18 protein-coding genes are annotated in these 22,565 nt (G+C 41.0%); 9 read left to right on the plus strand and 9 right to left on the minus strand.

Annotated elements, in window-relative coordinates:
• The first annotated feature begins 2 nt into the window (after positions 1–2).
• The 3 genes from ACTJKN_RS15275 to ACTJKN_RS15285 all read left to right on the plus strand — a co-directional run bounded on the left by ACTJKN_RS15275 (position 3) and on the right by ACTJKN_RS15285 (position 5,602).
• Positions 3–3,158, plus strand: a complete 3,156-nt coding sequence (locus ACTJKN_RS15275; RefSeq protein WP_440826284.1) for an efflux RND transporter permease subunit — start codon at positions 3–5, stop codon at positions 3,156–3,158.
• Between the two features lie 15 nt (positions 3,159–3,173).
• On the plus strand, positions 3,174–4,289 hold the full coding sequence (locus ACTJKN_RS15280) for an efflux RND transporter periplasmic adaptor subunit (protein WP_440826286.1): 1,116 nt from the start codon (positions 3,174–3,176) through the stop codon (positions 4,287–4,289).
• Between the two features lie 170 nt (positions 4,290–4,459).
• Positions 4,460–5,602 carry an MFS transporter gene (locus ACTJKN_RS15285; protein ID WP_440826288.1) on the plus strand — a complete coding sequence of 381 codons (1,143 nt, stop codon included), beginning with the start codon at positions 4,460–4,462 and terminating at the stop codon, positions 5,600–5,602.
• Between the two features lie 109 nt (positions 5,603–5,711).
• On the opposite strand, the gene ACTJKN_RS15290 is transcribed toward ACTJKN_RS15285, so the two are convergent.
• A complete protein-coding gene (locus ACTJKN_RS15290) occupies positions 5,712–5,891 on the minus strand; it encodes a histone H1 (RefSeq protein WP_440826290.1) in 180 nt (59 codons plus the stop codon).
• Positions 5,892–6,278: 387 nt separating this feature from the next.
• Here ACTJKN_RS15290 and ACTJKN_RS15295 point away from each other — a divergent pair, with 387 nt between their 5' ends.
• Together ACTJKN_RS15295 and ACTJKN_RS15300 are read left to right on the plus strand one after the other, a co-directional pair.
• A complete protein-coding gene (locus ACTJKN_RS15295; protein ID WP_440826293.1) occupies positions 6,279–7,028 on the plus strand; it encodes an SDR family NAD(P)-dependent oxidoreductase in 750 nt (249 codons plus the stop codon).
• A 52-nt stretch (positions 7,029–7,080) separates the two neighbouring features.
• Positions 7,081–7,662, plus strand: a complete 582-nt coding sequence (locus ACTJKN_RS15300) for a TetR/AcrR family transcriptional regulator (RefSeq protein ID WP_440826295.1) — start codon at positions 7,081–7,083, stop codon at positions 7,660–7,662.
• Positions 7,663–7,796: 134 nt separating this feature from the next.
• Here the strand turns inward: ACTJKN_RS15300 and ACTJKN_RS15305 are convergent, their stop codons facing one another.
• Positions 7,797–8,186: a winged helix-turn-helix transcriptional regulator gene (locus ACTJKN_RS15305; RefSeq protein ID WP_440826297.1), complete on the minus strand. Its 390-nt coding sequence runs from the start codon at positions 8,184–8,186 to the stop codon at positions 7,797–7,799.
• A 46-nt stretch (positions 8,187–8,232) separates the two neighbouring features.
• Here ACTJKN_RS15305 and ACTJKN_RS15310 point away from each other — a divergent pair, with 46 nt between their 5' ends.
• The gene (locus ACTJKN_RS15310) at positions 8,233–9,045 is read left to right on the plus strand and encodes an NADPH-dependent F420 reductase (RefSeq protein WP_440826298.1); all 813 of its coding nucleotides are present in this window, start codon (positions 8,233–8,235) and stop codon (positions 9,043–9,045) included.
• A gap of 284 nt (positions 9,046–9,329) precedes the next feature.
• On the opposite strand, the gene ACTJKN_RS15315 is transcribed toward ACTJKN_RS15310, so the two are convergent.
• The 6 genes from ACTJKN_RS15315 to ACTJKN_RS15340 form a co-directional block, all read right to left on the minus strand.
• Positions 9,330–10,685, minus strand: a complete 1,356-nt coding sequence (locus tag ACTJKN_RS15315; protein ID WP_440826300.1) for an EthD family reductase — start codon at positions 10,683–10,685, stop codon at positions 9,330–9,332.
• Positions 10,686–10,694: 9 nt separating this feature from the next.
• Positions 10,695–11,531: an SDR family NAD(P)-dependent oxidoreductase gene (locus ACTJKN_RS15320; protein WP_440826302.1), complete on the minus strand. Its 837-nt coding sequence runs from the start codon at positions 11,529–11,531 to the stop codon at positions 10,695–10,697.
• 293 nt (positions 11,532–11,824) lie between these two features.
• Complete coding sequence (locus tag ACTJKN_RS15325; protein WP_440826304.1) at positions 11,825–12,673, minus strand: helix-turn-helix transcriptional regulator; 849 nt, start codon at positions 12,671–12,673, stop codon at positions 11,825–11,827.
• A gap of 248 nt (positions 12,674–12,921) precedes the next feature.
• Complete coding sequence (locus ACTJKN_RS15330; RefSeq protein WP_440826306.1) at positions 12,922–13,821, minus strand: helix-turn-helix domain-containing protein; 900 nt, start codon at positions 13,819–13,821, stop codon at positions 12,922–12,924.
• Positions 13,822–13,858: 37 nt separating this feature from the next.
• Positions 13,859–14,221: a tautomerase family protein gene (locus ACTJKN_RS15335; protein WP_440826308.1), complete on the minus strand. Its 363-nt coding sequence runs from the start codon at positions 14,219–14,221 to the stop codon at positions 13,859–13,861.
• A gap of 63 nt (positions 14,222–14,284) precedes the next feature.
• The gene (locus ACTJKN_RS15340; RefSeq protein ID WP_440826310.1) at positions 14,285–15,121 is read right to left on the minus strand and encodes an SDR family NAD(P)-dependent oxidoreductase; all 837 of its coding nucleotides are present in this window, start codon (positions 15,119–15,121) and stop codon (positions 14,285–14,287) included.
• 1,002 nt (positions 15,122–16,123) lie between these two features.
• On the opposite strand from ACTJKN_RS15340, the gene ACTJKN_RS15345 reads away from it, so the two are divergent.
• Positions 16,124–17,686 carry a TlpA family protein disulfide reductase gene (locus ACTJKN_RS15345; RefSeq protein WP_440826312.1) on the plus strand — a complete coding sequence of 521 codons (1,563 nt, stop codon included), beginning with the start codon at positions 16,124–16,126 and terminating at the stop codon, positions 17,684–17,686.
• Between the two features lie 375 nt (positions 17,687–18,061).
• Here the strand turns inward: ACTJKN_RS15345 and ACTJKN_RS15350 are convergent, their stop codons facing one another.
• On the minus strand, positions 18,062–18,427 hold the full coding sequence (locus ACTJKN_RS15350) for a winged helix-turn-helix transcriptional regulator (protein ID WP_440826314.1): 366 nt from the start codon (positions 18,425–18,427) through the stop codon (positions 18,062–18,064).
• A 65-nt stretch (positions 18,428–18,492) separates the two neighbouring features.
• Here ACTJKN_RS15350 and ACTJKN_RS15355 point away from each other — a divergent pair, with 65 nt between their 5' ends.
• Both ACTJKN_RS15355 and ACTJKN_RS15360 read left to right on the plus strand, forming a co-directional pair.
• On the plus strand, positions 18,493–19,482 hold the full coding sequence (locus ACTJKN_RS15355) for an aldo/keto reductase (protein ID WP_440826316.1): 990 nt from the start codon (positions 18,493–18,495) through the stop codon (positions 19,480–19,482).
• A 115-nt stretch (positions 19,483–19,597) separates the two neighbouring features.
• Entirely contained in the window at positions 19,598–22,084 is a 2,487-nt protein-coding gene (locus ACTJKN_RS15360) for a M1 family aminopeptidase (RefSeq protein WP_440826318.1), read from the plus strand.
• Positions 22,085–22,565: the final 481 nt, after the last annotated feature.

Here is a 22,565-nt window from a genome sequence, read left to right on the forward strand (position 1 = left end):
ACATGAACTTCATCAAATCCGCCCTTCGAAAGCCAATATCCGTCCTTGTATTTGTAGCTGGCCTTGTCTTTTTCGGGGTAAGTTCCATGCGCAGCATCAAGGTTGACATCCTGCCGAAGATGAATCTGCCCGTTATATATATTGCGCACCCATTTGGCGGTTACACGCCTTCGCAAATGGAAGCTTATTTCGCTAAACAATATGTGAATGTCCTGCTTTTCGCCAATGGTATAAAATCCATAGAGACTAAAAATATCCAGGGTCTAACACTCATTAAATTAACCTATTACGAAGGCACCAATATGGCCCAGGCAGCAGCGGAGATCAGTGCCTTTACAAACCGTGTCCAGGCTGTATTCCCCCCCGGTTCGCAGCCTCCGTTCGTGATACGCTTTGATGCCTCCTCCCTTCCTGTCGGCCAGCTTGTTCTGAGCAGCCCTACCCGGAGCAACAATGAATTACAGGATCTGGCCAATGTGTATGTGCGGGCTTCATTTACGTCCATACCGGGCCTGCTCGCTCCGTCTCCGTTTGGAGGCAGTCCAAGAACAATCGAGATCAACGTAGACCCGGATGCATTACGTGCGCATAACCTTACGCCGGACCAGATTGTTGATGCAATAAGGATAAACAATCAGACCGCTCCTTCGGGCAACGTCAGGATAGGCAACACCAATTACCTGACCCCCACAAACAATACGATCAGAGCGCTGAAAGATTTCGAAAATATTCCCCTTTTTAAGGGAAATGTAGAAAATTTATATCTTAAGGACGTGGCCAAAGTTAAAGACGGTGCAGATGTCACCTCAGGTTATGCATTGATCAATGGCAAGCGGTCTGTTTATATCAGTATTGCAAAGGCCGGTGATGCATCGACCTGGGACATTGTCAGTTCATTAAAGAAAAACCTTCCGAAAATACAAAGCACACTTCCCGACGACGTTACGCTCTCATACGAATTCGATCAGTCTGTTTATGTGATTAACGCAGTCAAAAGTCTTATTAAAGAGGGCGTTATAGGTGCATTACTGACAGGTTTGATGGTGCTACTGTTCCTAGGCGATAAACGTGCGGCGCTAATCGTTATTCTGACCATTCCGACCTCGATCATATCCGGCGTATTGTTCCTCAAACTATTCGGCCAGACCATCAATATTATGTCACTGAGCGGGCTGGCGCTGGCTATTGGTATACTTGTGGACGAAAGCACAGTTACGATTGAAAATATTCATCAGCATTTCGATATGGGTAAAACAAAGGCGCGGGCGATCTGGGATGCTTGTAAAGAAATCGCATTCCCGAAGCTGCTGATTCTTTTGTGTATTTTATCGGTATTTGCGCCGGCGTTAACAATGACTGGCATTCCGGGAGCACTGTTTCTTCCGCTGGCATTAGCAATCGGCTTTTCCATGATAATATCCTTTATTTTATCTCAGACCTTTGTACCGATAATGGCAAACTGGTTAATGAAGCCCCACGCTCCAAAGGTAGCTGTAAAGCCGAGCCGTTTCGACAGATTTCGTAAGCGTTTTTTAAAAGTGCTGGGCAGTTTGATGAATTACCGAAGAACTGTTGTGGCATGCTATCTTGTCGGATCGGTCCTGCTTGCATTATTGCTATTGGGAACGATTGGACGTGATGTGCTTCCAAAAGTGAACTCCAGTCAGTTCCAGCTCAGACTGCGGGCACCTGACGGTACACGCATTGAGGAAACAGAGCAAAAAGCGCAATTGCTGCTTGGCGAAATGAAAAAAATGGTTGGTAATGATCAGCTTGCCATAAGTTCTGTTTATATCGGTCAGCATCCTTCCCTATATTCCATCAACCCCGTGTATTTATTCACTGCGGGGCCACATGAAGCAGTATTTCAGGTAGGTTTAAAGGATGTTGACATGGATATGGATGCCTTTCGTGATTCCGTGCGTAATCATGCAAAAGTGCTGCTTCCGGATGTTAAACTTTCTTTTGAGCCCATAGAACTTACTGAAAAAGTATTGAGCCAGGGATCGCCCACCCCGCTTGAGGTTCGTTTTGCAGGAAAGGACAAAAAACGCAATATCGCCTATGCGCGTAAATTCATCGCTGAACTGCAAAAGCTCAGCTACCTGCGGGACATTCAGATCCCACAGTCCTTTGATTATCCCGCGCTGGATATCAATGTTGACCGCACACGCGCTGCACAGATGGGCGTAGACATGAATGATGTATCCCGTTCGCTGATTGCCTCGACCTCATCTTCCCGTTTTACCGAGAAGAATATTTGGATAGATGAAAATGTCGGACTGTCCTACAATGTTCAGGTCCAGGTACCGCAGAACCAAATGTTAAGTCAGAGTGACATGGAACAGATACCGCTATTGCGTAATACAAACCGTCCTGTACTGGGAGATGTTGCAACGATCACCCGTGATACGACATATGGCGAAAATGACAATCTTGGAGCAACGCCCTATGTTTCCGTTACCGCCAATTTAGACCATACCGACTTGGGTACTGCAAGTAAGGACATTAACAAGGCTATCGCAGCACTCGGAAAATTACCCCGTGGCCTGTTTGTAGAGCCGATAGGTCTGAGCAGCGTATTGACTGATACTTTCGAGAGCTTACAAACCGGACTAGTGGTTGCGATCATTGTAATCTTTTTGATGCTCTCAGCCAATTTTCAATCCTTCCGTGTGCCGCTGGTAATCCTGACAACAGTTCCGGCAGTGGTTCTTGGCTCCCTTCTGATGCTCATGGCCACAGGCTCAACCCTTAACCTGCAGTCTTATATGGGTATCATCATGTCTGTAGGCGTTTCGATTGCAAATGCAGTACTGATGATTACAAATGCGGAGCAGCTGCGAAAGAACAACGGTAATGCTATGGCTTCAGCGATGGAAGCAGCCTCACTCCGGCTTAGGCCGATCATTATGACGAGCCTGGCCATGATTGCCGGTATGCTGCCCATGGCAATCGGTGAAGGGGAAGGAGGTGAACAGGTTTCGCCTTTAGGCAGGGCTGTTATCGGAGGATTAATCGCCTCGACATTAGTAGTACTTATTATTCTGCCTATGGTTTTCACATGGTTTCAAGGTAAGACGAGTATCATTTCGGTTTCTCTTGACCCGGATGACGCAGAAAGCCAGTACTATGACCAGCCAGCGATACAAGAATAATATAAATTAAAAACGATGAAAAAATACCATAAAATTTTTAGTCTATTGTCGCTGGCAGCCTTGGCCAGTGCAGGCTGTAAGTCACCTGAACACAAGACAGAAGTTTCCAAACCTGTGCCCTCAGTTGCCGCATTTGCAGTAGCAAAAGGAAAACTGTCAACAAGCCTGACCCTGCCCGGAGAGCTGCAAGCTTACCAAAGAGTGGATCTGTATGCCAAAATAAGTAGTTTTGTAAAAAAGCTACACGCGGATGTAGGCACCCAAGTGCATACCGGACAACTACTTGCGGTGATGGACGCTCCAGAAATTGGTACCCAGTTAGCGGGCGCAGAATCCCGCTTACGCTCAGCAGAGGCTGTTTACAGCGCTAGCAAAGCAAATTATGATCGTCTTCAGAAGGCGAGTGCGACACCCGGAATTATATCCCCAAACGATATTGATCTCGCCAAAGCCCGTCAATTGTCCGACTTCGCGCTTTTTCAATCCGCAAGGGCAGCATACCGCGAAGTGAAGGTAAGCCAAAGCTACCTTGAAATCAGGGCTCCGTTTGAGGGGATCATTACCGCACGAAATGTCAGTGCGGGAGCTTATGCCGGACCGGCAGGAAAAGGTTCAGAGTTACCAATTTTTTCATTGGCAGAACAGCACCATCTTCGACTAGTTGCCGCTGTGCCGGATGCTTACGCAACTTACCTCAAAACCAGCGGTACGGTTGAATTTAAGATACGCTCAATCCCCGGTAAGACCTTTAGCGCCAGGATCAGCCGTTTGGCGGGTGCACTGGATAGCCACTTGCACTCTCAGCGCATGGAGATGGACGTGACCAATGGTACTCAGGATTTATTACCTGGAATGATAGCCGAAATCACCATTCCCCTACCTGCAAAGGACAGTACTTTTATTATCCCGGAAACCGCATTGGTAAATTCCTCAAGAGGAATCTATGTGATAAAACTTCACAATGGTCTGACCAACTTTATTACTGTAGAAAAAGGAAGGCAGTTAGGCAATGAGCTGGAGGTCTATGGCCCTCTGCTTGCCGGCGACACCTTACTCACCAAAGCAGCAGAAGAGATAAGTGAACACTCGACCTTTAAAAAAATCGTACTGCGGAAGGTTGAACAAAAGTAAGGACAATAGATCCTATCCGGAACAAATGCATGCTTTTGGAATTTGCTATAACATGTAGAAATTGCTAATGGTAGGGCTTCCCTGACCCTATAAACCTAGTGAAGACTAATTTAAAGAATAATTGAGAATCACAATAAATCATAAAAAAAAGAATAGCCTACATTGGCTGTTTGAGCCTTATTGGAATTGTAACCACTGAATTTGGAATTATTGGTATCCTGCCGCAGATCGCAAACAACTACAAACTCACTATTAACAGTGCAGGCATATTATTAAGTGCTTTTGCGATGGTAGTCGCTATTGCCGGCCCATTTTTAACTGTTCTAACTTCAGGAGTAAACAGGAAAAAACTAATGGGGGTCAGCATGATGATATTTATGGTTACCGGTCTGGTTTCCTCCCTTTCCCCACCATTCTGGTTGCTGATGTTGGTTCGGCTTTTACCAGCTTTTCTTCATCCGGCACTTGTTTCGGCAGCGATTGGGGCCGCAACGGCATCAAGTGAGAAAGCAGATGCACACAAAATGATGGCTATAGTAATCGGCGGCGTTGGGCTGGCCACCATTACCACAGTGCCATTTGCGACATTTGTGGCCGACTTATTTAACAGCTGGCAGGCGTCGTTCATGATTCAAACAGTCATAAGTATCATTGCCGTTGCTGCAATATGGCTGTTTTTGCCTTCTATGCCTATCACTGCGCATAAAGGTTATGGCACCCAGTTTAAAATCCTGAAAAAACCATTATTTATAGCAAGTTCGGTATTTGTTTTTTTAATGAATGCTGCTATGTTTACCACCTATAGTTATTTTGCAGACTATTTGGGTAAAATAAACAATATGGATCCTAAAATGATCAGTCTGATGCTTTTGGTATTCGGAGGTACAGGAGTACTTGGAAACTTTGTAGCTGGAAGGCTATTAAGTAAAAACGTATCTACTACTACGGTTGGCTTTGTTGCCGGGTTGACCATAGTTTCAATACCGATATATTTTTCAGGGGCAAGCTCACCTTGGCTATTTATCCTGATCGCAGTCTGGGGTTTTTTCCATACTCCGTGTTTTCTGACCGGTCAGGTATATATGATTGAAACTGCGCCGGAAGCGCCAGAATTTGCCAACAGTCTCTCCATATCTTTTATCAACCTTGGTATTTCCGCAGGTACTGCTATAAGTGGTCTATCAATCGCTAAGTTCGGTATACACAGCGCGCCATTAGTCATGTTACTTTTTGGTGGCTCAGCGATAATTTGTTTCTTGATCAGAGAAGCAATGACAAACCGAAAAAGAAGGCAAAGTATGATTAGTTTATAGCAAAATGGATCTAACTTTCATGCCATTGATCAGGTGTAGTCAATGAATGTCGCTATCATGCAAACATCCACTGGAATGTCCGGTGGATGTTCCCCAAAACACCAATAGTTTATTTATCTGCGTTTTTTTTCTCGGTAACTTCTGCTCTGATTTCCTGGGCCAGCGTTTTCAAGTCCTGCATTGCCTTACGGACACGTGTGCCTGCTGCACCGTTTCCTCCATCATAGAATTTTGCTACATCGGCCTCTACTGATGCGATTACTTCCTGTACTTTTTTGAATTTATCCATTTTTTTCTTTTGACCGGTCTTAACCGTGTTAAACAATATCCCTGAAAAAGGGAACACAAATCTAATAATTTCTCAGTATTACAGGTATATATTCTATTGTCCTAAATGAAGTCTTGGTTATTTTCCTGGATGTTCCGGATCATCCCTTTAAAAAGTTTCCGGATCCAGACTAATGAACGGGTTTAAATAAATTGCCCGTCTTCCATAATATCTCTATCAATCGGGATAAACAAGTCGAACGCTGAGCATGCTCTATCCTGACAACTCAAAATAAGTGCGCAACGCTAATTGTCATGAAAGCGCAAGATTCTTCTTTAACGGAACAAACGTTCCGGTAAAATTGTAAATTTGGAACATTCATTCCGATTAGGGGTTTTAAAAAAAATTATGAAAAAATTAGAAAATAAAGTAGCAGTAGTAACAGGTGCATCCAAAGGAATTGGTGCCGGAATCGCTAAGACCTTAGCAGCAGCAGGCGCTGCTGTGATCGTTAACTATGCAACATCCAAAGATGGTGCCGAGAAAATTGTTTCTGAAATTGTAGCAGCAGGAGGTAAAGCCCTAGCGGTTCAGGGTGATGTAACAAAGAAGGCAGATGTTGAGCGTTTATTTGAAGAGACAAATGCAGCTTTCGGCGCGGTCAGCATATTGGTAAACAATGCCGGCATCTATGAGTTTAGCCCTATTGAGGAATTCACCGAAGAACACTACCATAGTCAGTTCAATATCAATGTTCTTGGCCTATTGTTGGTTACCCAGAATGCGGTTAAAAACTTTGATAAAAATGGTGGCAGTATCATTAATATAAGTTCGTTTGTAACGAGTACCCTTCCTATCAACAGCGCGGTGTATACTGCAACCAAAGGTGCGGTCAATGGGATTACACAGGTACTATCAAAAGAGCTAGGTCCGCGTAACATTCGGGTAAATTCAATCAACCCTGGCTTGATCGAAACAGAGGGAACGCATTCCGGAGGAGTTATCGGTAGCGATTTCCACAAGGAAATGGCAAGCCTAGCACCGTTGGGCCGCATAGGAGTTCCTGATGATCTCTCTCCAATTGCGCTATTTTTAGCATCGGATGATTCAGGCTGGCTCACTGGCGAAACCATTATCGCCAGCGGAGGATCACGATAATTAACTATTAAAAAACCTTATATTTGCCCGCCTAAAGCGGGCATTTAAAGTTATGGCCAGAACGAAAGATTTTAAGGAGGAAGAGGTACTTCAAAAAGCGGTTTATCTCTTTTGGAGTAAAGGTTATAATGGCACATCTATGCAGGATCTGGTAGATGGCCTGGGCATCAGCCGTTCCAGTCTTTACGATACTTTTGGGGACAAGTATCAATTATACCTAAAAGCTTTGGAAAGATATAAAAACACTTACGGCAATACCCTATCCCACATTAGTACAGAATCTATTTCGGCCAAGTCTGCGATAGCTCAATTATTGGCTACGGCGGCGAATAACCTGCCACAGCAGCAACAGCCAAAGGGCTGCTTTATGGTGAATGCCAGCACTGAACTGGCCAGCCATGACATCGAGGTATCTAAACTGATCAATCAGACGGAAAAGCAGGTAGAAGAAGCGTTTTTTAAGGTGATATCAAAGGGGCAGGCAGATGGAGAGATCAGTGAAGATAAGGATGCCCGAACTCTTGCACTTTTTTTCAACAATACCGTCAAAGGCCTGCAGGTTTCCGCCAGATCAACTGATGATGGGCAGCTTTTTGAGGATATCATAGGCATTGCGGTAAAGGTTTTGGAGTAAATCTAAGCGATAGGTTTTGCGATTTTACAACGCTATTTACCCGCTCGGTTTGTATGATCTGTCATTGCTACATTAATTCAGAACATTTATCATTTCAGATTATTTCAATAATGTCATCCCCGGAGAACTTATCGTTATTTTTTCTTGATCTTAGTCCTATGTTTAAGTCCGAAATTTATAAGGGCATAGATAATCGGTTCAGCCTCAACAGCATGATCTGTAATACTATAGGATACCGTTATCGGTTTGGTATCATTCACTGTTCTCATAACCAAGAGGTTTTCTTCAAGCTCGTGAAGCTCTTTGGACAACACTTTTGGTGAAATTCCCTGCGAGCTTTCCTGAAGATCCTTAAAGCGCATCGTGCCATAATTATAGAGGTTGAGCAGTATGGTAAATTTCCATTTTCCTTTCAAAAGTTCCAAGGCATCGGTAAGCGCCAATGACCGTTCTTTATACCTATCGGTATCCGTTTCGCAAATATTTCCCATAATAAAAAAGTCACTTTCCTGTAGGTAACGCATAGCAAATATATAAAGAATTACCACCAATTTTGATCAAAAAAATATCATGAAAATAGGAATTATTGGAGCTGGCAATGTGGGGTTTGCACTTGCCAAAAGCTTGAGACGAATAGGCCATAATGTTAAAGTTGCAAATTCTAGAGGGCGGGATTCACTTAAAAAATTTGAACAGGAAACCGGCGCAAATGCTGTTGATATAGAAGTGATTGCAATTGATGTAGACGTCCTCATTTTGGCGATCCCCTTATCATCCGTATTAAAACTCCCCCCTTCTTTAAAAGCAAACCTTTCAAAGGCTGTAGCGGTTGTAGATACAGGAAATTATATCCCTTTAAGAGATGGTCGGATTGCTGAGATCGAAAATGGTCTGCCTGAAACCAAATGGGTTGCAGAACAGTTAGGCCATCCTGTAGTTAAAGCATTCAATAGTATCATTGCTAGTAATATATTGACAAACCATAGGGAACCTCAGGCAACAGATAGGATTGCATTGCCGGTTGCCGGGGATGATCCTCTCAGCTTAAAGATTGTTTTAAAATTAGTGGAGGAACTTGGCTTCACAGGATTTGATGCTGGCAATTTATCAAGTTCACGGAGATGGCAGCCTGGACAGCCGGCCTATTGTACCAATCCTACAATTTTAGAGTTACCCAAGCTATTGGCACGTGCTGACAATATTAAAGCACCCGTGAACCGCGACAAGGCAATGAAATTAATGGCAAAGCTATCACCTGACTATCCTGCAGAGGATCTGGTCCGCATTTCAAGGTTGAGTATCGGACTGGATACCTTCAATGGAAAATCCTATTTGGCAATGCTAAAACTGGCCGTTGCTGTCATGTTTTCGAAAAACAAATAATGTCAAGATCAGCATAAACTATGAGTATCTTTCGCGCAGAAAATTCAGCATAAACCATTGGCTAAAGCCCCTACTGATGCTAGGGATAGATAGCGTATTTCAGAAAGTTAAGTCGCACTTAAGGTGCAGTTCATTTATATAGACTAATCCAAGCTAATAAGAATTAAACAGTTTGCAACAGCTGTGCTTGTTCCATTATAGATCTAAAGCCTGTTCTGGATACTAAAAAAATCGGTAGCTAGTCTGCCTAGCTACCGATCTCCCTTTACATCTAAAGTTATAATTTAAACCGTTATCCTCAATGGGGTTATATCGGTATAATTAATAATATCCAACATCACAGCTTTGCTTTCAGGTGAATTGAAAGCGGTCTCAGCTGCTGTTTTATTCCGGAATGTACATACTGCCATGGCAATAATATCACCTTCTTCAGGGGGATACAGATCCTCAACTTTCTCCAGACCGTATTTTGCCCAAGCCACATCCAGCATAGGTATATGTTTACTTCTGTAATACTTGCGGTCAAAACGGGCCCCTGGAGTACCCTCATAAATTACAAGGATGGTACACTTTCTTGGATCCTCATTACCAGCGTCTGTTGTAATGCCAGTGATTTCTTGATCTGGGATTTTTTTAACCAGCCAGTCAAGGACCGGTTGTAATGTCTGGTCGGAATTGAGTTCATAGATCAGACCATGGCCATTCCCCTGTATACCAAAATCAGGTAGGTGAAGTTCTTCCGCCTTTGCGCCTGCATTTATTAGAAATTTTACAATCTCTGGGGCATAATTTGCAAAAACAGATGTTTCCCCTGTCACCAATGCAATTGGGACATCGAGAAATGCAGGTATTCTAAGTGATTCCGGCGATGCCAGCTTGACATCTTCTACAGATAACCTTGGAGGGTCATATGTTAGGGGAGCAGACGTAATTCCCCAGGATAGAGAACCTATTCCGGGGGTGGTGCCAAATACAGGTCCCATTGGTTCCACTGAAACGATTGCTTTTACAAGGCCTGGCCTACGGTCTGCGACAAGCCAGCCATCGGGACCTGAAGCGGAATGGGTAACCAGGATCGCCGGTCCTATACGGTCCAAAAGCTGACTTATCCGGCGAGCATCCATATCCTGTGACTTAGCAAGGTCCGCTGGCATTGGACCATAAGGTGCGATAAATGAATCGTATGCATCGTGATCTAACGGACTGAACGGCCATTGTGTCTGGATATCAGCATCATCTGAGGGAAAGTAAACCTCTTGTCCCCTTTCGTAGGAAAAAGCAGGTCCCATCTGGCCGATGATGTCACTATGGTATGGAGACCTTCCATGCCCGGGACGGTCCACAATAAATACGGGGTAACCGTTTTCTAAAAAACGTTGTGCCCATCCAGGACGCCCATCCGGTGTATCCATCCATTCTGTTCCCTGCAACGTTCCACCATGTACCAAAATTACCGGATATATTTTTGTGATCTTTTCCGGCACTTCCCAGAATACATACATCGGTCCGTGCTGATAAGTTTTATTGTCAATCTTCAGACGTTCCCCATTTATCCAGAAATGTCCTCTCCTTGATGTTCTCAAAGGCTTATCTGCCCAAACCGGTAGCCCTGAATGAATGTTTTTTGTGAGTTTTTCCATTGCTATTTTTTATATTTCGAAATCGGTAGAAATTGTGATGGTCTCCATCCTGTTAAAGTCAGTCTGCAGAAGCGCTATTTTTCGCTTCGCTCTTTCAAGCGCATCGCTTCCCAGCAGTAAACGCAGAGGTGGCTCTTCCATTTCGGTTACCTCGCAAATGACCGCTGCAGCCTTATCTGGATCGCCAGGCTGCTTGCCATTACGTTCAGAGAGTGCTTTTTTGAAAAGACGCACTGTCCCATCGTAGTCGGAAATGACATTCGCTGCAACAGCCAGTGACTCATCTAAAAAGCCTGTACGGAAAGAGCCGGGTTCTATTATCGTTACTTTAATGCCAAGATCCTTTAGTTCATAAAATAAGGCTTCTGAAAAGCCTTCAACAGCATGTTTAGATGCGTTGTAGATGCCCCAACCGGCGGCACCGCTCAACCCCGCTGTCGAGGAAAGACTTATAATATGTCCTTTCCCTGAATGCCTCATGACAGGCAGTACGTTACGGATCATTCGGAGCGAAGCCTCGACATTAATGGCGAATACCTGGGATATTTCAGTTTCGCTTAATTCTTCTATGGCGCCTACCAAACCATGTCCGGCATTGTTGATCAGCACATCGATCGTGCCATAGGTAGTGATAATTCCTGCCACCGCAGCGTGTACCTCATGTTCACTATGAAGATCCAGAGTTAATACCTCGAGGTTATGGTTGCCCAAAAGCACTTTATCAAATTTATCCCTATCCCTTGTGGTAGCGACAACCTTTTGTCCTTGAGCCAGAAGGTACTTGACCATAGCGAGTCCCAGACCTTGGGATGCCCCGGTGATCAACCATATTTTAGACATTTTCATCTTTGTTTTTTAAACAAATTTCCCAAAAAGTGGATTAAATGTTTATAGCTTATTCAAAGATGTTTATATGAAGTTCAAAGATTCTTTTAGTCATGTTTAAATAGGCTATCAACAACTACTTATTTGAAGGGCAAAATTTAACGAACGCCTGCGCTTATCTTCTCAGTTTTTAAGCAATTTTTGCAAGCCCGCCTAACATATTTTAGTTGTCTGCACAATTGGCTAAAGGTACCGGACATCTGCAAAATCTTTGTAATGCCTATAATTTAAGGATAGTATAAATACGGAAATGGCTACTTGTTATTAAGCTTTAGGCGGTAACTCTTCGGAGTAAGGTTATACTTGAGATAAAAGTTTTGAATAAAAGTCGCAGGAGAGTTAAACCCGCAATCAGCAGCAATATCTGTGACCATGTTGTCAGAAGCTAAGAGGAGTTCCGCAGCTTTTTCTAAGCGCTTGTTTTTGATATAGTTTGCAGGCGAATCATCATACAACCTTTGGAATTCTCTTTTGAATGACGAAACGCTCAAGTTCATTTTACGCGCAAGATCTCCGATTCCGGCTTTTGTAAAGAGGTTAGTTTCTATAAACATTTTAAAAGCATAAGTGGACGGTGAAAAGACCTGCGACAATATTACCTGAATTGATTCAGCATCCTTGGTCTGTAAGAGTAACAAGAAAATCTCCTTTAATTTCAAAATCAGGATATCATCGACCGCCAATAATGGGTTTTCAAAATAGAACAGCAGGCTCTCAATATAATTTTGTATCAGAAAGTCATTTTCAACCTTAACACCGGACTTTTCGGAGATCACATTTTCTCGCGTCTGAAGTAATGAAGGAAGTTCTCTATTATATATTTTTCTTAATATATCTGCATGAAAAGTGATAATTATAATTTCTCCCTTAACTTCCGAGTTAAGAGTTTGTCTTGCAGAATTAATACAATTTAGGAACAAGGAATAATGCCGGGGAATATCCAAAGATGCTCCATCTGTGAAGTATTCCATCCCGCCATGATGCATATACAAAAAACAGGCTTGCTCAGAAACAGGAAACACGAATTCAAAATGAGGTTCAAATACCACCTTTTGGATGAACGTTTTGCCTAAAAGGTCGATTTTTTTATAGTTTGTTACCATGGTTTATTTTATATAAAATGGCGGTCATCATTTCCATTGCATAACATCCTGCCATATTTTTTTTTAAAAAATTTCGGTTTTAAGCACGTGTTAGTAGTTTCATTTTCTATTTCATCATCTCTTAGATTCACAGAGGCGCTTCATTGTTAGTGAGGCTTAAACCTAGAGCCTATACTATCTCGCAAATAAGAACTTAATACAAACCAAATCTGCATAACCGATCAAATACCAGAGACCGTGCGATTCGGCTAGCGAAAAGCCTGCTTAAATTCCAAGGGAGATTGATCGGTTTTCGACTTAAAAAGCTTACTAAATGATTGTGGATGTTCAAAGCCCAGTTCATATGCGATTTCACTAACTGAAAGATCGGTTGTCGACAACTTTTCTTTTGCTTTCTCTATAAGCTTATAATGAATATGCTGCTGTGTGCTTTGTCCGGTCAAACTTTTGAGCAGGCTCCCCAAATAATTAGGTGAAATATTTAATTTCGAAGCTAGGTATTGCGCCGTAGGTAAACTTTTATCTAATAAGGATTCTGAAAAACATTCCGATAGAAGTGTTTCGAGTTTTTCTAAAATCTGATGCCCATTTTTTTTCCTGGTAATAAATTGTCTCTGGTAAAATCGCTCCAGATAATTTAATAGTAATTCGATTTGTGCGATGATAATATTCTGGCTAAACGCATCAATATTACTATGGTATTCCCGCTTTATGTTGTTTAAGATATCCAAAACAATCTGTTCTTCTTTTTCAGATAAAAACAGTGCTTCATTCACAGAATAGTCAAAGAACTGATAATGATGAATCGTCTTTGCCAAAGGCGTATTCCAGATGAATTCCGGGTGAATGCAGAGCAGATAACCACTTGGTGGTTCGATTTGCTTTTGCGTTGAAAGTTTTACAACCTGCCTGGGCGATATGCAGGCAATTAATCCGCCATCAAAGTCATAAGGCTGCTGTCCATAACCAAACTTACCTTGGATATTTCTTTTAAGACCAATTGTATAGAAATGCTGAACCCAGCTGATTTCCTTTTCAGTCGTCTGATATTCCACCGCTCCATAATCAACCAGACTTACCATTGGATGCTCGGGTTTGGGAAGGCCTCCAATTTCGTGAAATTTAGCGATTGTATCCAGATTATACATAATGTTTTTCATGGGCAATAATGATGAATAACTAAATTTAAATAGGTTGAGCGCCTACCGCAGGATTAAAAAGTGCATCCAAAGTTATTCTTTTTCCTAGAACTCCCCAATCATCCACATCAATTTCTCTTATCAGAACATATACCGGCGCAGTCTGATCTGCATAATGCTGGATAATGACTGTCAATGATTCTATGACCTTTCCCTTGCTTTCCACATCAAGACCGCCCTTAAAAACATTAACTTCTAAGGTAATTCCATTTGCATCTTTTGACTTGCCTCCCTTGAACACATTCTCGTGCTCATATTGATTAATATAAGTCCAGGCAGTACTTCTTATAAATTCATTGTCAGGTAAGCCTTCGATTTTCAATGCGATGGCAGTAAGTTTATCTACCATCGCATTTTTATCATCACTGTTGAATGTGCCTTTAGCACAATGTATATATATGAGTGGCATCAATTAATAATCTGTAGATTTACTCAATGCTTCATTTTCGCTCAGGTCTTTTTGCAAGGTCTGGATTTTAGTTCCTGCCAAACCAAAAGCATCGCTGCCCATAAAAAAATGTAGCGCTGGGTTTTCGTTTTCTGCCAAGCGAATTATAGCAACTGCTGCTTTTTCCGGGTCCCCGGGCTGGGTTCCTTTAATCTGATTTAGGTGTGCATTTTCCAGATCTCTAGCTTCTTTATAGTCATCAACAGGCTGTTGCGCCAAGCGGAGTGAATCTTGCTCCAGAAAATTCGTTCTAAAATAGCCTGGATAAATTATACTCGATTTAATTCCTAGAGATGCTGCTTCAGCTGAAAACGCTTCGGTTAGGCCCGCTACAGCAAATTTAGTGGCATTGTAAATTCCCCATCCTGGAAATGTCCCCATAAAACCTACAATAGATGAAATGTTGATGATATGCCCGGATTTTTGTCGACGTAAATTTGGCAAAACACTCCTCATCACATTTAATAATCCAAAAACATTCGTATCAAAATTTTCTCTTGCTTCTCTATCAGTCAGTTCTTCAATTGTCCCTAATTGTCCGTAACCTGCATTGTTCACCACTACATCGATGCGTCCAAAAGTTTTCACAGCCTGGGCAATCGATTTACTCACACTTGACTCATCAACCAGGTCCATTTCCAATGGGAGAAAATCATCAGAGTACCCGATTTCTTTAACAAATTTATCAATCGAGCGGGAAGTTGCAGCTACTTGGTAACCGTCAATTAAAAGCTTCTTAACCAGTGCTAATCCCAACCCTTTGGATGCGCCTGTCACAAACCATACTTTTTTATTGTTCATAACTTTAAATTTATTTTGTGAAATATTATAGCACAAAGGTGAAAGGAATCTCAAAAGTACAAGTAGCCAAAACAAAGGTTATCAAAGCCAAAACAACGATTTGATAAATTTTAACAGTGCAAAAGATCTTACGAATCATTATATGGATAGGCACTTTGGCAAAAAAGTATGCCCACATTGAAGGATCAGATTTTTCCTTACAGGTAATTCTCCTCAACTTTTTAAGTATAGGGGAAAACACAGGCTTAAGGCCAAAATTGTTTCTGATATGATGTTTGGCGCATGAAATGGCACTTAAACACTTGAGTGTCATTTGGAAAATTTAGCTCTGTTTTCGTGGTCATTAGTTGCGCTCCTGGGGAGATACTATGGATATCCATCTGGACTTGCTGGACTGAGGTGATGCCAGGTTTTGCATAAGGAGAGAAATTCAACTTTCGTGATCCTTTGGTATTCAGAGTCAAACGAATAACTTAGTTAAATTCCCGGCAATGAAATCTGGGTAAAGTTTGGTCCGAAAAGAGCTACCCAGTTTGCTGAAATACAAAGACATATGATCGGTATAACCGGCGAATTCTGGATTCTCAACAGTGATTTTTGATTTTTCGCTTTGCCGGACGTGATGCATTTCGGTCTCCCAGGCGTTTGGCGTTGTTAGCTGAGTTTGCGAGAGGATTAATATAAAAAACAAAAGCCGGTTTAAAGTTTGTAAGGGAAGAATGGGTGGTAGACCAAAAGGTTTCGCTAAGGATACCATTTCCAAATTGTTGGTTGTGCTATCTGTTTTTAAGCAGCTTGATAAAACACGAGAAGAAATTTTTAAGGGATCCCAATTAACCATGGCAACATTTTACCCTGAGCTTAAATTCTCGACTCACATAACAATTAGGAAATAAAAAATTACTGAATAAATAACCAGCAGTCGTTTGAAACAGCACAAACAAATTATAACTAATTATTTAGTTTTTATCTTTATATAGTTATATTTATAAAAATTTAATTATGAAAAGATTTATAATCATGCTTAGCGTAATTCTACAGACAAGCATATCGTTCGCACAGCTAGATTCAGGTTCCCAACAGGAAAACAGTGTAGAAACAACTGTTTTGTCTGTTTTTTTAAAACCTAGCAGCAAAATAACATTCAGATATTTTGAGCAATATTATAGGGAAATTTCATACAGGAATCCAAGTAAAAAAGATAGCGTCATAAGCAAAAATCTCAATTTACAAAATCCAACACTTTTAGAATATAACAGCATGCTAATGGCCCCTGATGGCCCCATAGAGAGATCATATCCTGTACTATTGATTCCTGGAGATACCGTTATGCTAAAAACAGGAACGGATGGCGCAATCCAGATTCAATCCAGCACAGGATTAAAACAATTTGCTGATAGCATAGTTTATTTCCCAAAAAGTTATCACTGGTCATATGATCAAGACGGACGGCTTTTGCAGACAGAAGGACTGAATAAAATGATAGAAAAAATTGATGACCGGTTCGAAAAAAATGAGACGTCCATTAGAAATACAAGCTATGACCAAGCCCATTTAACCGCAATCAGATATCTAAATACAAACATTAAATACAATTCAATCTCAAAATTACTTTCAGATAAACAATTGGTAATTTCAAGTGCAACAGATACACTTTATACTGATTTATACAATCACATAGATGAAATCAATTCCATCAATACCGTTAATAACCTTCAAATAAACAGCAGTGTTATTCGTTATAACTCGATTCGCCGAAATCAGCAATTTATTAAAAGTAATATCTGGACATGGATTGTTGAAGCGGATGTTGAGCTTAAGCAAACAGACTTTTACAGGAAATATCTAATCTGGTTAATGGCACAAACTTTTAAGCAGTTACCAGCGGATCTGGATAATTTAAATCAGGCTCTTGGTCGTATTAAGAATGAATCTCCCGCACTTGACACGCTTTATCAGGCTTCAAATATTTTAAAGGAAACCTTTAAAAACTTTACAATTGCCAGAGCAAAACTCAAATCACTTGCTAATGGAAAATACAGTTTTATTATTGATAGCGATGAAAAGGTTGCTAATCATGAATTAAAGAGCATTAAAAATTTACCAGCAGTTAAGCTGGCTGATTTTTCTGGAAAAAAGTTTGATTTTAAGTCCATCATCATAAACAAAAAAGCTAGCCTGACAGTGATTGACTTTTGGGCTAGCTGGTGTATTCCCTGTATTGCAGAAATCCCTTACATGAGAAAAGTCGAGCAGGAGCTACAAGGGAAGCCGATAAGATTTATGGCTGTAAGTATAGATGAAAATGACCATGTTGGAAAGTGGATAGAGGCGGCAAAAAAAAATCTAATTTTTAAAAAACCTTTTCAATACAGAATGGCTGATTTCCGAAAGTCCCCTTTGACACGATTGATAAATCTTCAATCGATTCCCCGGTATGTAATCATAGACAATGATGGAAATATCGTAGCTGATGATTTTTTGAGGCCGAGTAATCCTCAATTCGAAATCCAATTGATTAAATACCTAGCTAATCTTTCGGAAAGCACGCGAGCAGGCCATTGAAGTTCGTTTAATGACAATTAACAAATCAGGTGATATTGCCTAGGTAAATAATTTGATGATAAGTTTTGAATTAGATTACTTTTTCACATGCTTGATATTAATGATTTTTTAGGTCATTAAAAGCACAATGATTCACTACACTGTGATCTTTGCTGTGGGAAGAACTTCCTAGTGCAGGAGTTAAAAGCGATAAAATTACATAAGCAACTATTTTCAGGAACTTATTTTTTAACATAAATAATATCGGAATTGAAATGGAAGGCGGATAAATGACTGAACCGCCTTCACTAGTTTAATCTGTAATTCAACTCCAATTTATTTGTCTTTTCACCATATTTATTTAAACAAATTACATACCGGCAGAACAAACAGAGGTTAACTCTCATATTGTAGTATCTTCGTTTCTAGAGCATCCCTATGTTCCTCTCCCCATCTTGCGGTAGATTCTATAACGGGAATAAGCGTTTTCCCCATATCCGTCAAGGAATATTCCACTTTTAACGGTCGCTGATCATAGATTTTCTTTGAGACCAATCCATGATCAACAAGTTGATTTAATTGTGCATCGAGCACCCTTCTAGAAGCACCAGATATTTTTTTGTGGATTTCAGCAGGACGTTTAATACCATTATGTATGCTCCAGACAAGGCTTATCTTCCATTTACCATTCATTACCTCCATGAAAAGATGTATGCCACAATCTACTGAAATGGGAATTTTTCTCTTATAATTATTTGTCATGACTACAACAGTTTTATAGGGACAAATTTAGCCGTACTTGTTTAAAAAAGTCACTAACGGTAATTTTGAACCGTAAAAATAAAAAAAAATATATGAGATATAAATTGTTCGGCGCACACACAGGTTTACACGTCAGTGAAATATTACTTGGCGGAGCCAGTTTAGGAATCCGTAATGGTTACGGAGCCGCAAGAGAAGATGCAATGCAGATATTGAAGGCCTACGCTGATGCAGGTGGAAACTTCATTGACACCTCAGACAGGTATCAATTGGGGGAATCTGAGGAAATTATAGGAAAATTCACGGAAGGTCAACGAAGTGATTTTATTATTTGTTCAAAATATACACAAAGCAGCAATCCTGCTCCTAAAATCAGCAATTTCGGCAATCATCGCAAAGCTATGAGACAGGGAATAGAGGCCAGCCTCAAAAGACTGCGGACTGATTATATTGATATTTATATGCCTCATTATGACGATGGCATAACTCCTTGGGAAGAAATTGCAAGAGGACTTGAAGATCTATTGAGCAGCGGAAAAATACTGTATACAGGATTAACAAACTTCCCTGCCTGGAAAGCGTCTGCTATTGCTGCAACTATTCCGCTTACAGCCATCCAGATTGAATATAATCTCTTACAGCGTACTGCGGAAAGAGAATTTATTCCTATGGCTTCCGTTCACGGCCTCGGGACCATGCTGTACTCTCCGCTCGCTGGAGGGGTATTAACAGGAAAATACAGGGAGGGACAGACCGGTCGCTTAATGAAGGATGCAACTGGGATATTTGACGAGGACGGAGAGACGAAAAGTATTATTGACTATCTTTCAGTTGTTGCGGAAGAGCTTCACGCCACGCCGGGCCAGGTTGCTTTTGCGTGGGTGTTATCTAAAAATCATTTCCCACTAGTTGGCGCCCGTAAACTGGATCACCTGGAAGAAAGCCTGAAAGCTTCAGGCCTCAAACTGCCTCAAGAGCACAAGGATAAGTTAGAGGAATTAAGCAGTATTTCATTAGGTTATCCACATGATCTTTTGGCAAAGGTAAGAGGTTGACCGGTGCCAGGATTAAATGCCAAGTTTATGTAATATTTGAACACGAAGCCTCCTGTGTTAAAATAATTCTAGTAAAACAAGATATATTGCGCCCCTATTGAATTTTAAACCACAAATGAAAATAATTCTTTTTTTTGTCCACTCCGTTTTGTTTATTGCTTTAACTGTGAAGGCCAGTTACGCTCAACCTTCTTCAGGAGTTAAAAAGGGCTACGGCTATCGCGAAACACCAGAACGGATCAATGACCTTATTGATACCAAACTCGATGTAAAATTTGATTATAAAAAAGCATATCTCCATGGTAAGGAATGGGTTACTTTAAAGCCGCATTTTTATGCAACAGATTCCCTGAGTCTTGATGCCAAAGGAATGGATATTCATAAAATCGCAATCGTTAAAGGGAGTAAACTATTACCCCTAAAGTATATTTACGATGATAGCCTTAAGCTTAATATTAAACTGGATAAAAAATATCGTGGCGGGGAGCAGTATGTTGTTTATATCGATTACACCTCCAAACCAAACCTGTTACATGATAAGCCTGGGCATAAATTAGATGGCAAAGGTTTATACTTTGTAAATCCGATGGGTACCGAGGCTGATAAACCTGTGCAAATATGGACACAGGGCGAAGCAGAAGCCTCATCTTGCTGGTTTCCTACCATTGATGTTCCGAATCAAAAAACGACTCAGCAACTCAGCATGACAGTACTTTCGAAGTACACCACCTTGTCCAATGGCTTATTAATAGCTCAAAAGAATAACAGCGATGGTACGAGGACAGATACCTGGAAACAAAAACTGCCACATTCCCCGTATCTGTTCATGATGGCTATTGGCGAATTTAAAATATATAAGGATAAATGGCGCGATAAAGAAGTTAATTACTATCTGGAGCCAAAGTATTTCCCTTATGCAAAAGCTATATTTGGTCAAACTCCTGAAATGATGGAATTTTTCTCCAAAGCTTTAGGTGTGGATTTCCCATGGGAAAAGTATTCCCAAGTGGTCGTAAGAGATTACCCGCTTGGTGCTATGGAAAATTCCTCGGCAACACTTCATGGCGAATATGTGCAAAAAAGTCCTTGGGAGCTGGTAGATGACCCAAATGGGTCAGGTGGCACGACCATTGCACACGAGCTTTTCCATCAGTGGTTTGGTGACCTTGTTACCTGCGAAAGCTGGAGCAATGAAACCCTTAATGAATCTTTTGCGGTATTTGGTGAAAAGTACTGGAATGAGAAGAAGTATGGTAAAGATGACGGCGATGCCAAGCGTTATGATGAGCTACAGGCATATCTAAACAACAAAACAGCCGACCTTCAAAACCTTGTGCCGTTTTATTATTCTGATGAGGAGGGAATTAACGGATCTAACATTTATGACAAGGGTGGGCTTGTTTTGAATATGTTGCGTAATTATTTGGGTGAAGAAGCCTTTTTTAAAGGGCTCGGGCACTATCTCAAAGGCCGGAAATTTAAAAGTGCAGAAGTTCAAGATTTGCGTCTGGCTTTTGAAGAGATTTCCGGTAAGGACCTCAATTGGTTTTTCAATCAGTGGTATTATGGATCGGGTCACCCAATATTGGATATCACTTACAGCTGGGATGATCAAACAAAGATTGAAAAAGTTTTTATAGCACAAAATCAGAAAGGCCAAATCTTTAAGTTGCCGATCGCTGTAGATATATATGTTGCGGATACAACGCAAAGGCATCAGGTTTGGCTGAACCAATCAAAAGATACACTAATTTTCAAATTACCCGCCAGGCCGAGCCTGGTCAATGTTGATGCTGATAAAATATTGCTTGCAGAAAAAACAGATCATAAAACTCCGGTGGAGTATTTGTTCCAGTATCAAAACGCTCCGCTCTACATGGACCGGTTTGAGTCTTATAAGGTGGCTATAGAGCAGCCAAACACACTAGAGTATAAACAGATTATATTAAGTGCGTTAAAAGATCAATATTATGGCCTTCGCTTAAAAGCAATTAACTCTACCATAGCTGATGATAAAGAAATAAAGGGATCGATACTTCCTATTATGACTGAGCTGGCAATTCATGACGACAAATATCCAGTGCGGACAGCTGCAATAACCTATCTTGGTAAAACGAACTCGCAAGATTTCAGGCAATTATATATAGCTGCGTTAACCAGCCCGTCCCTCAGTTTGCGAGCAGCTGCCCTTACCGCACTGAACAATATCTCTCCAGAAGAAGCATTTAAAATTGCAAAATCTTTACAGTCGAAAGCTCAGGGTCCTATTACTAATGCTATTATTGGCGTTTATGCTAGCAATAGTACCGATGCAGAATGGCCTTTTATCATAAATGCTTTCAAAGAAGCATCCGTACAGGCTAAGTTTGATAACGCGGTGAAGACAATGCCCAAAATAATTGGCCGACTGAACAATAGCAGTAATGTTGTTCAGGGTATCAATGCTATCTGTGACCTGGCGGTGGCTTACAAAAAATATGGCATGGCACCTAGATTGATTAAGGTACTTGAGGAAATCGCGAAGGTGCGAAAAGAGAAAAATGATAATGAGTCGGCCATACTTGCTCGAAAAGCAATCGAATATATCCAGAATGCTAAATAATTGTTATCATTCCTGCTTTAGAATAGAACGATGATGAGATTGTAAAGGGAGCATTGGATTCAATGCGTCTGCATCTTTTTTTCTATCCCATCGGAATCGATATGCTGTCCGAGAAATTTTGCAAGTAAATTTATAGGTTTCCACATCCTAGTAAACAAGGCTTATGTATACCATGTAGGAGCCGTCGGTTAATTCTCATGATACAGAGTTATGCGCACAAGGTATTGGACCATAAGATTGGAATCGAAACGCAAAACAACTATTGGCAATGTTGAATTACCTATTTTTTTGGGTGGGATACAACGTATGCCTAGCTATTTTTTAATGCTAGATTAAAAGTATTAAAATAAAAAGGATGCAGCATCTAGTGTTGCATCCTTTTTATCGAAATCATCATTATCCATATAAAATTGATACAAGGCCCTGCCCATTGATTTCCCATTATGAAAATGCTATTTAATATTGCAGTCCGCCCGACAAT

It is taken from the genome of Pedobacter sp. 22163, assembly GCF_052045595.1.
GTDB lineage: Bacteria > Bacteroidota > Bacteroidia > Sphingobacteriales > Sphingobacteriaceae > Pedobacter.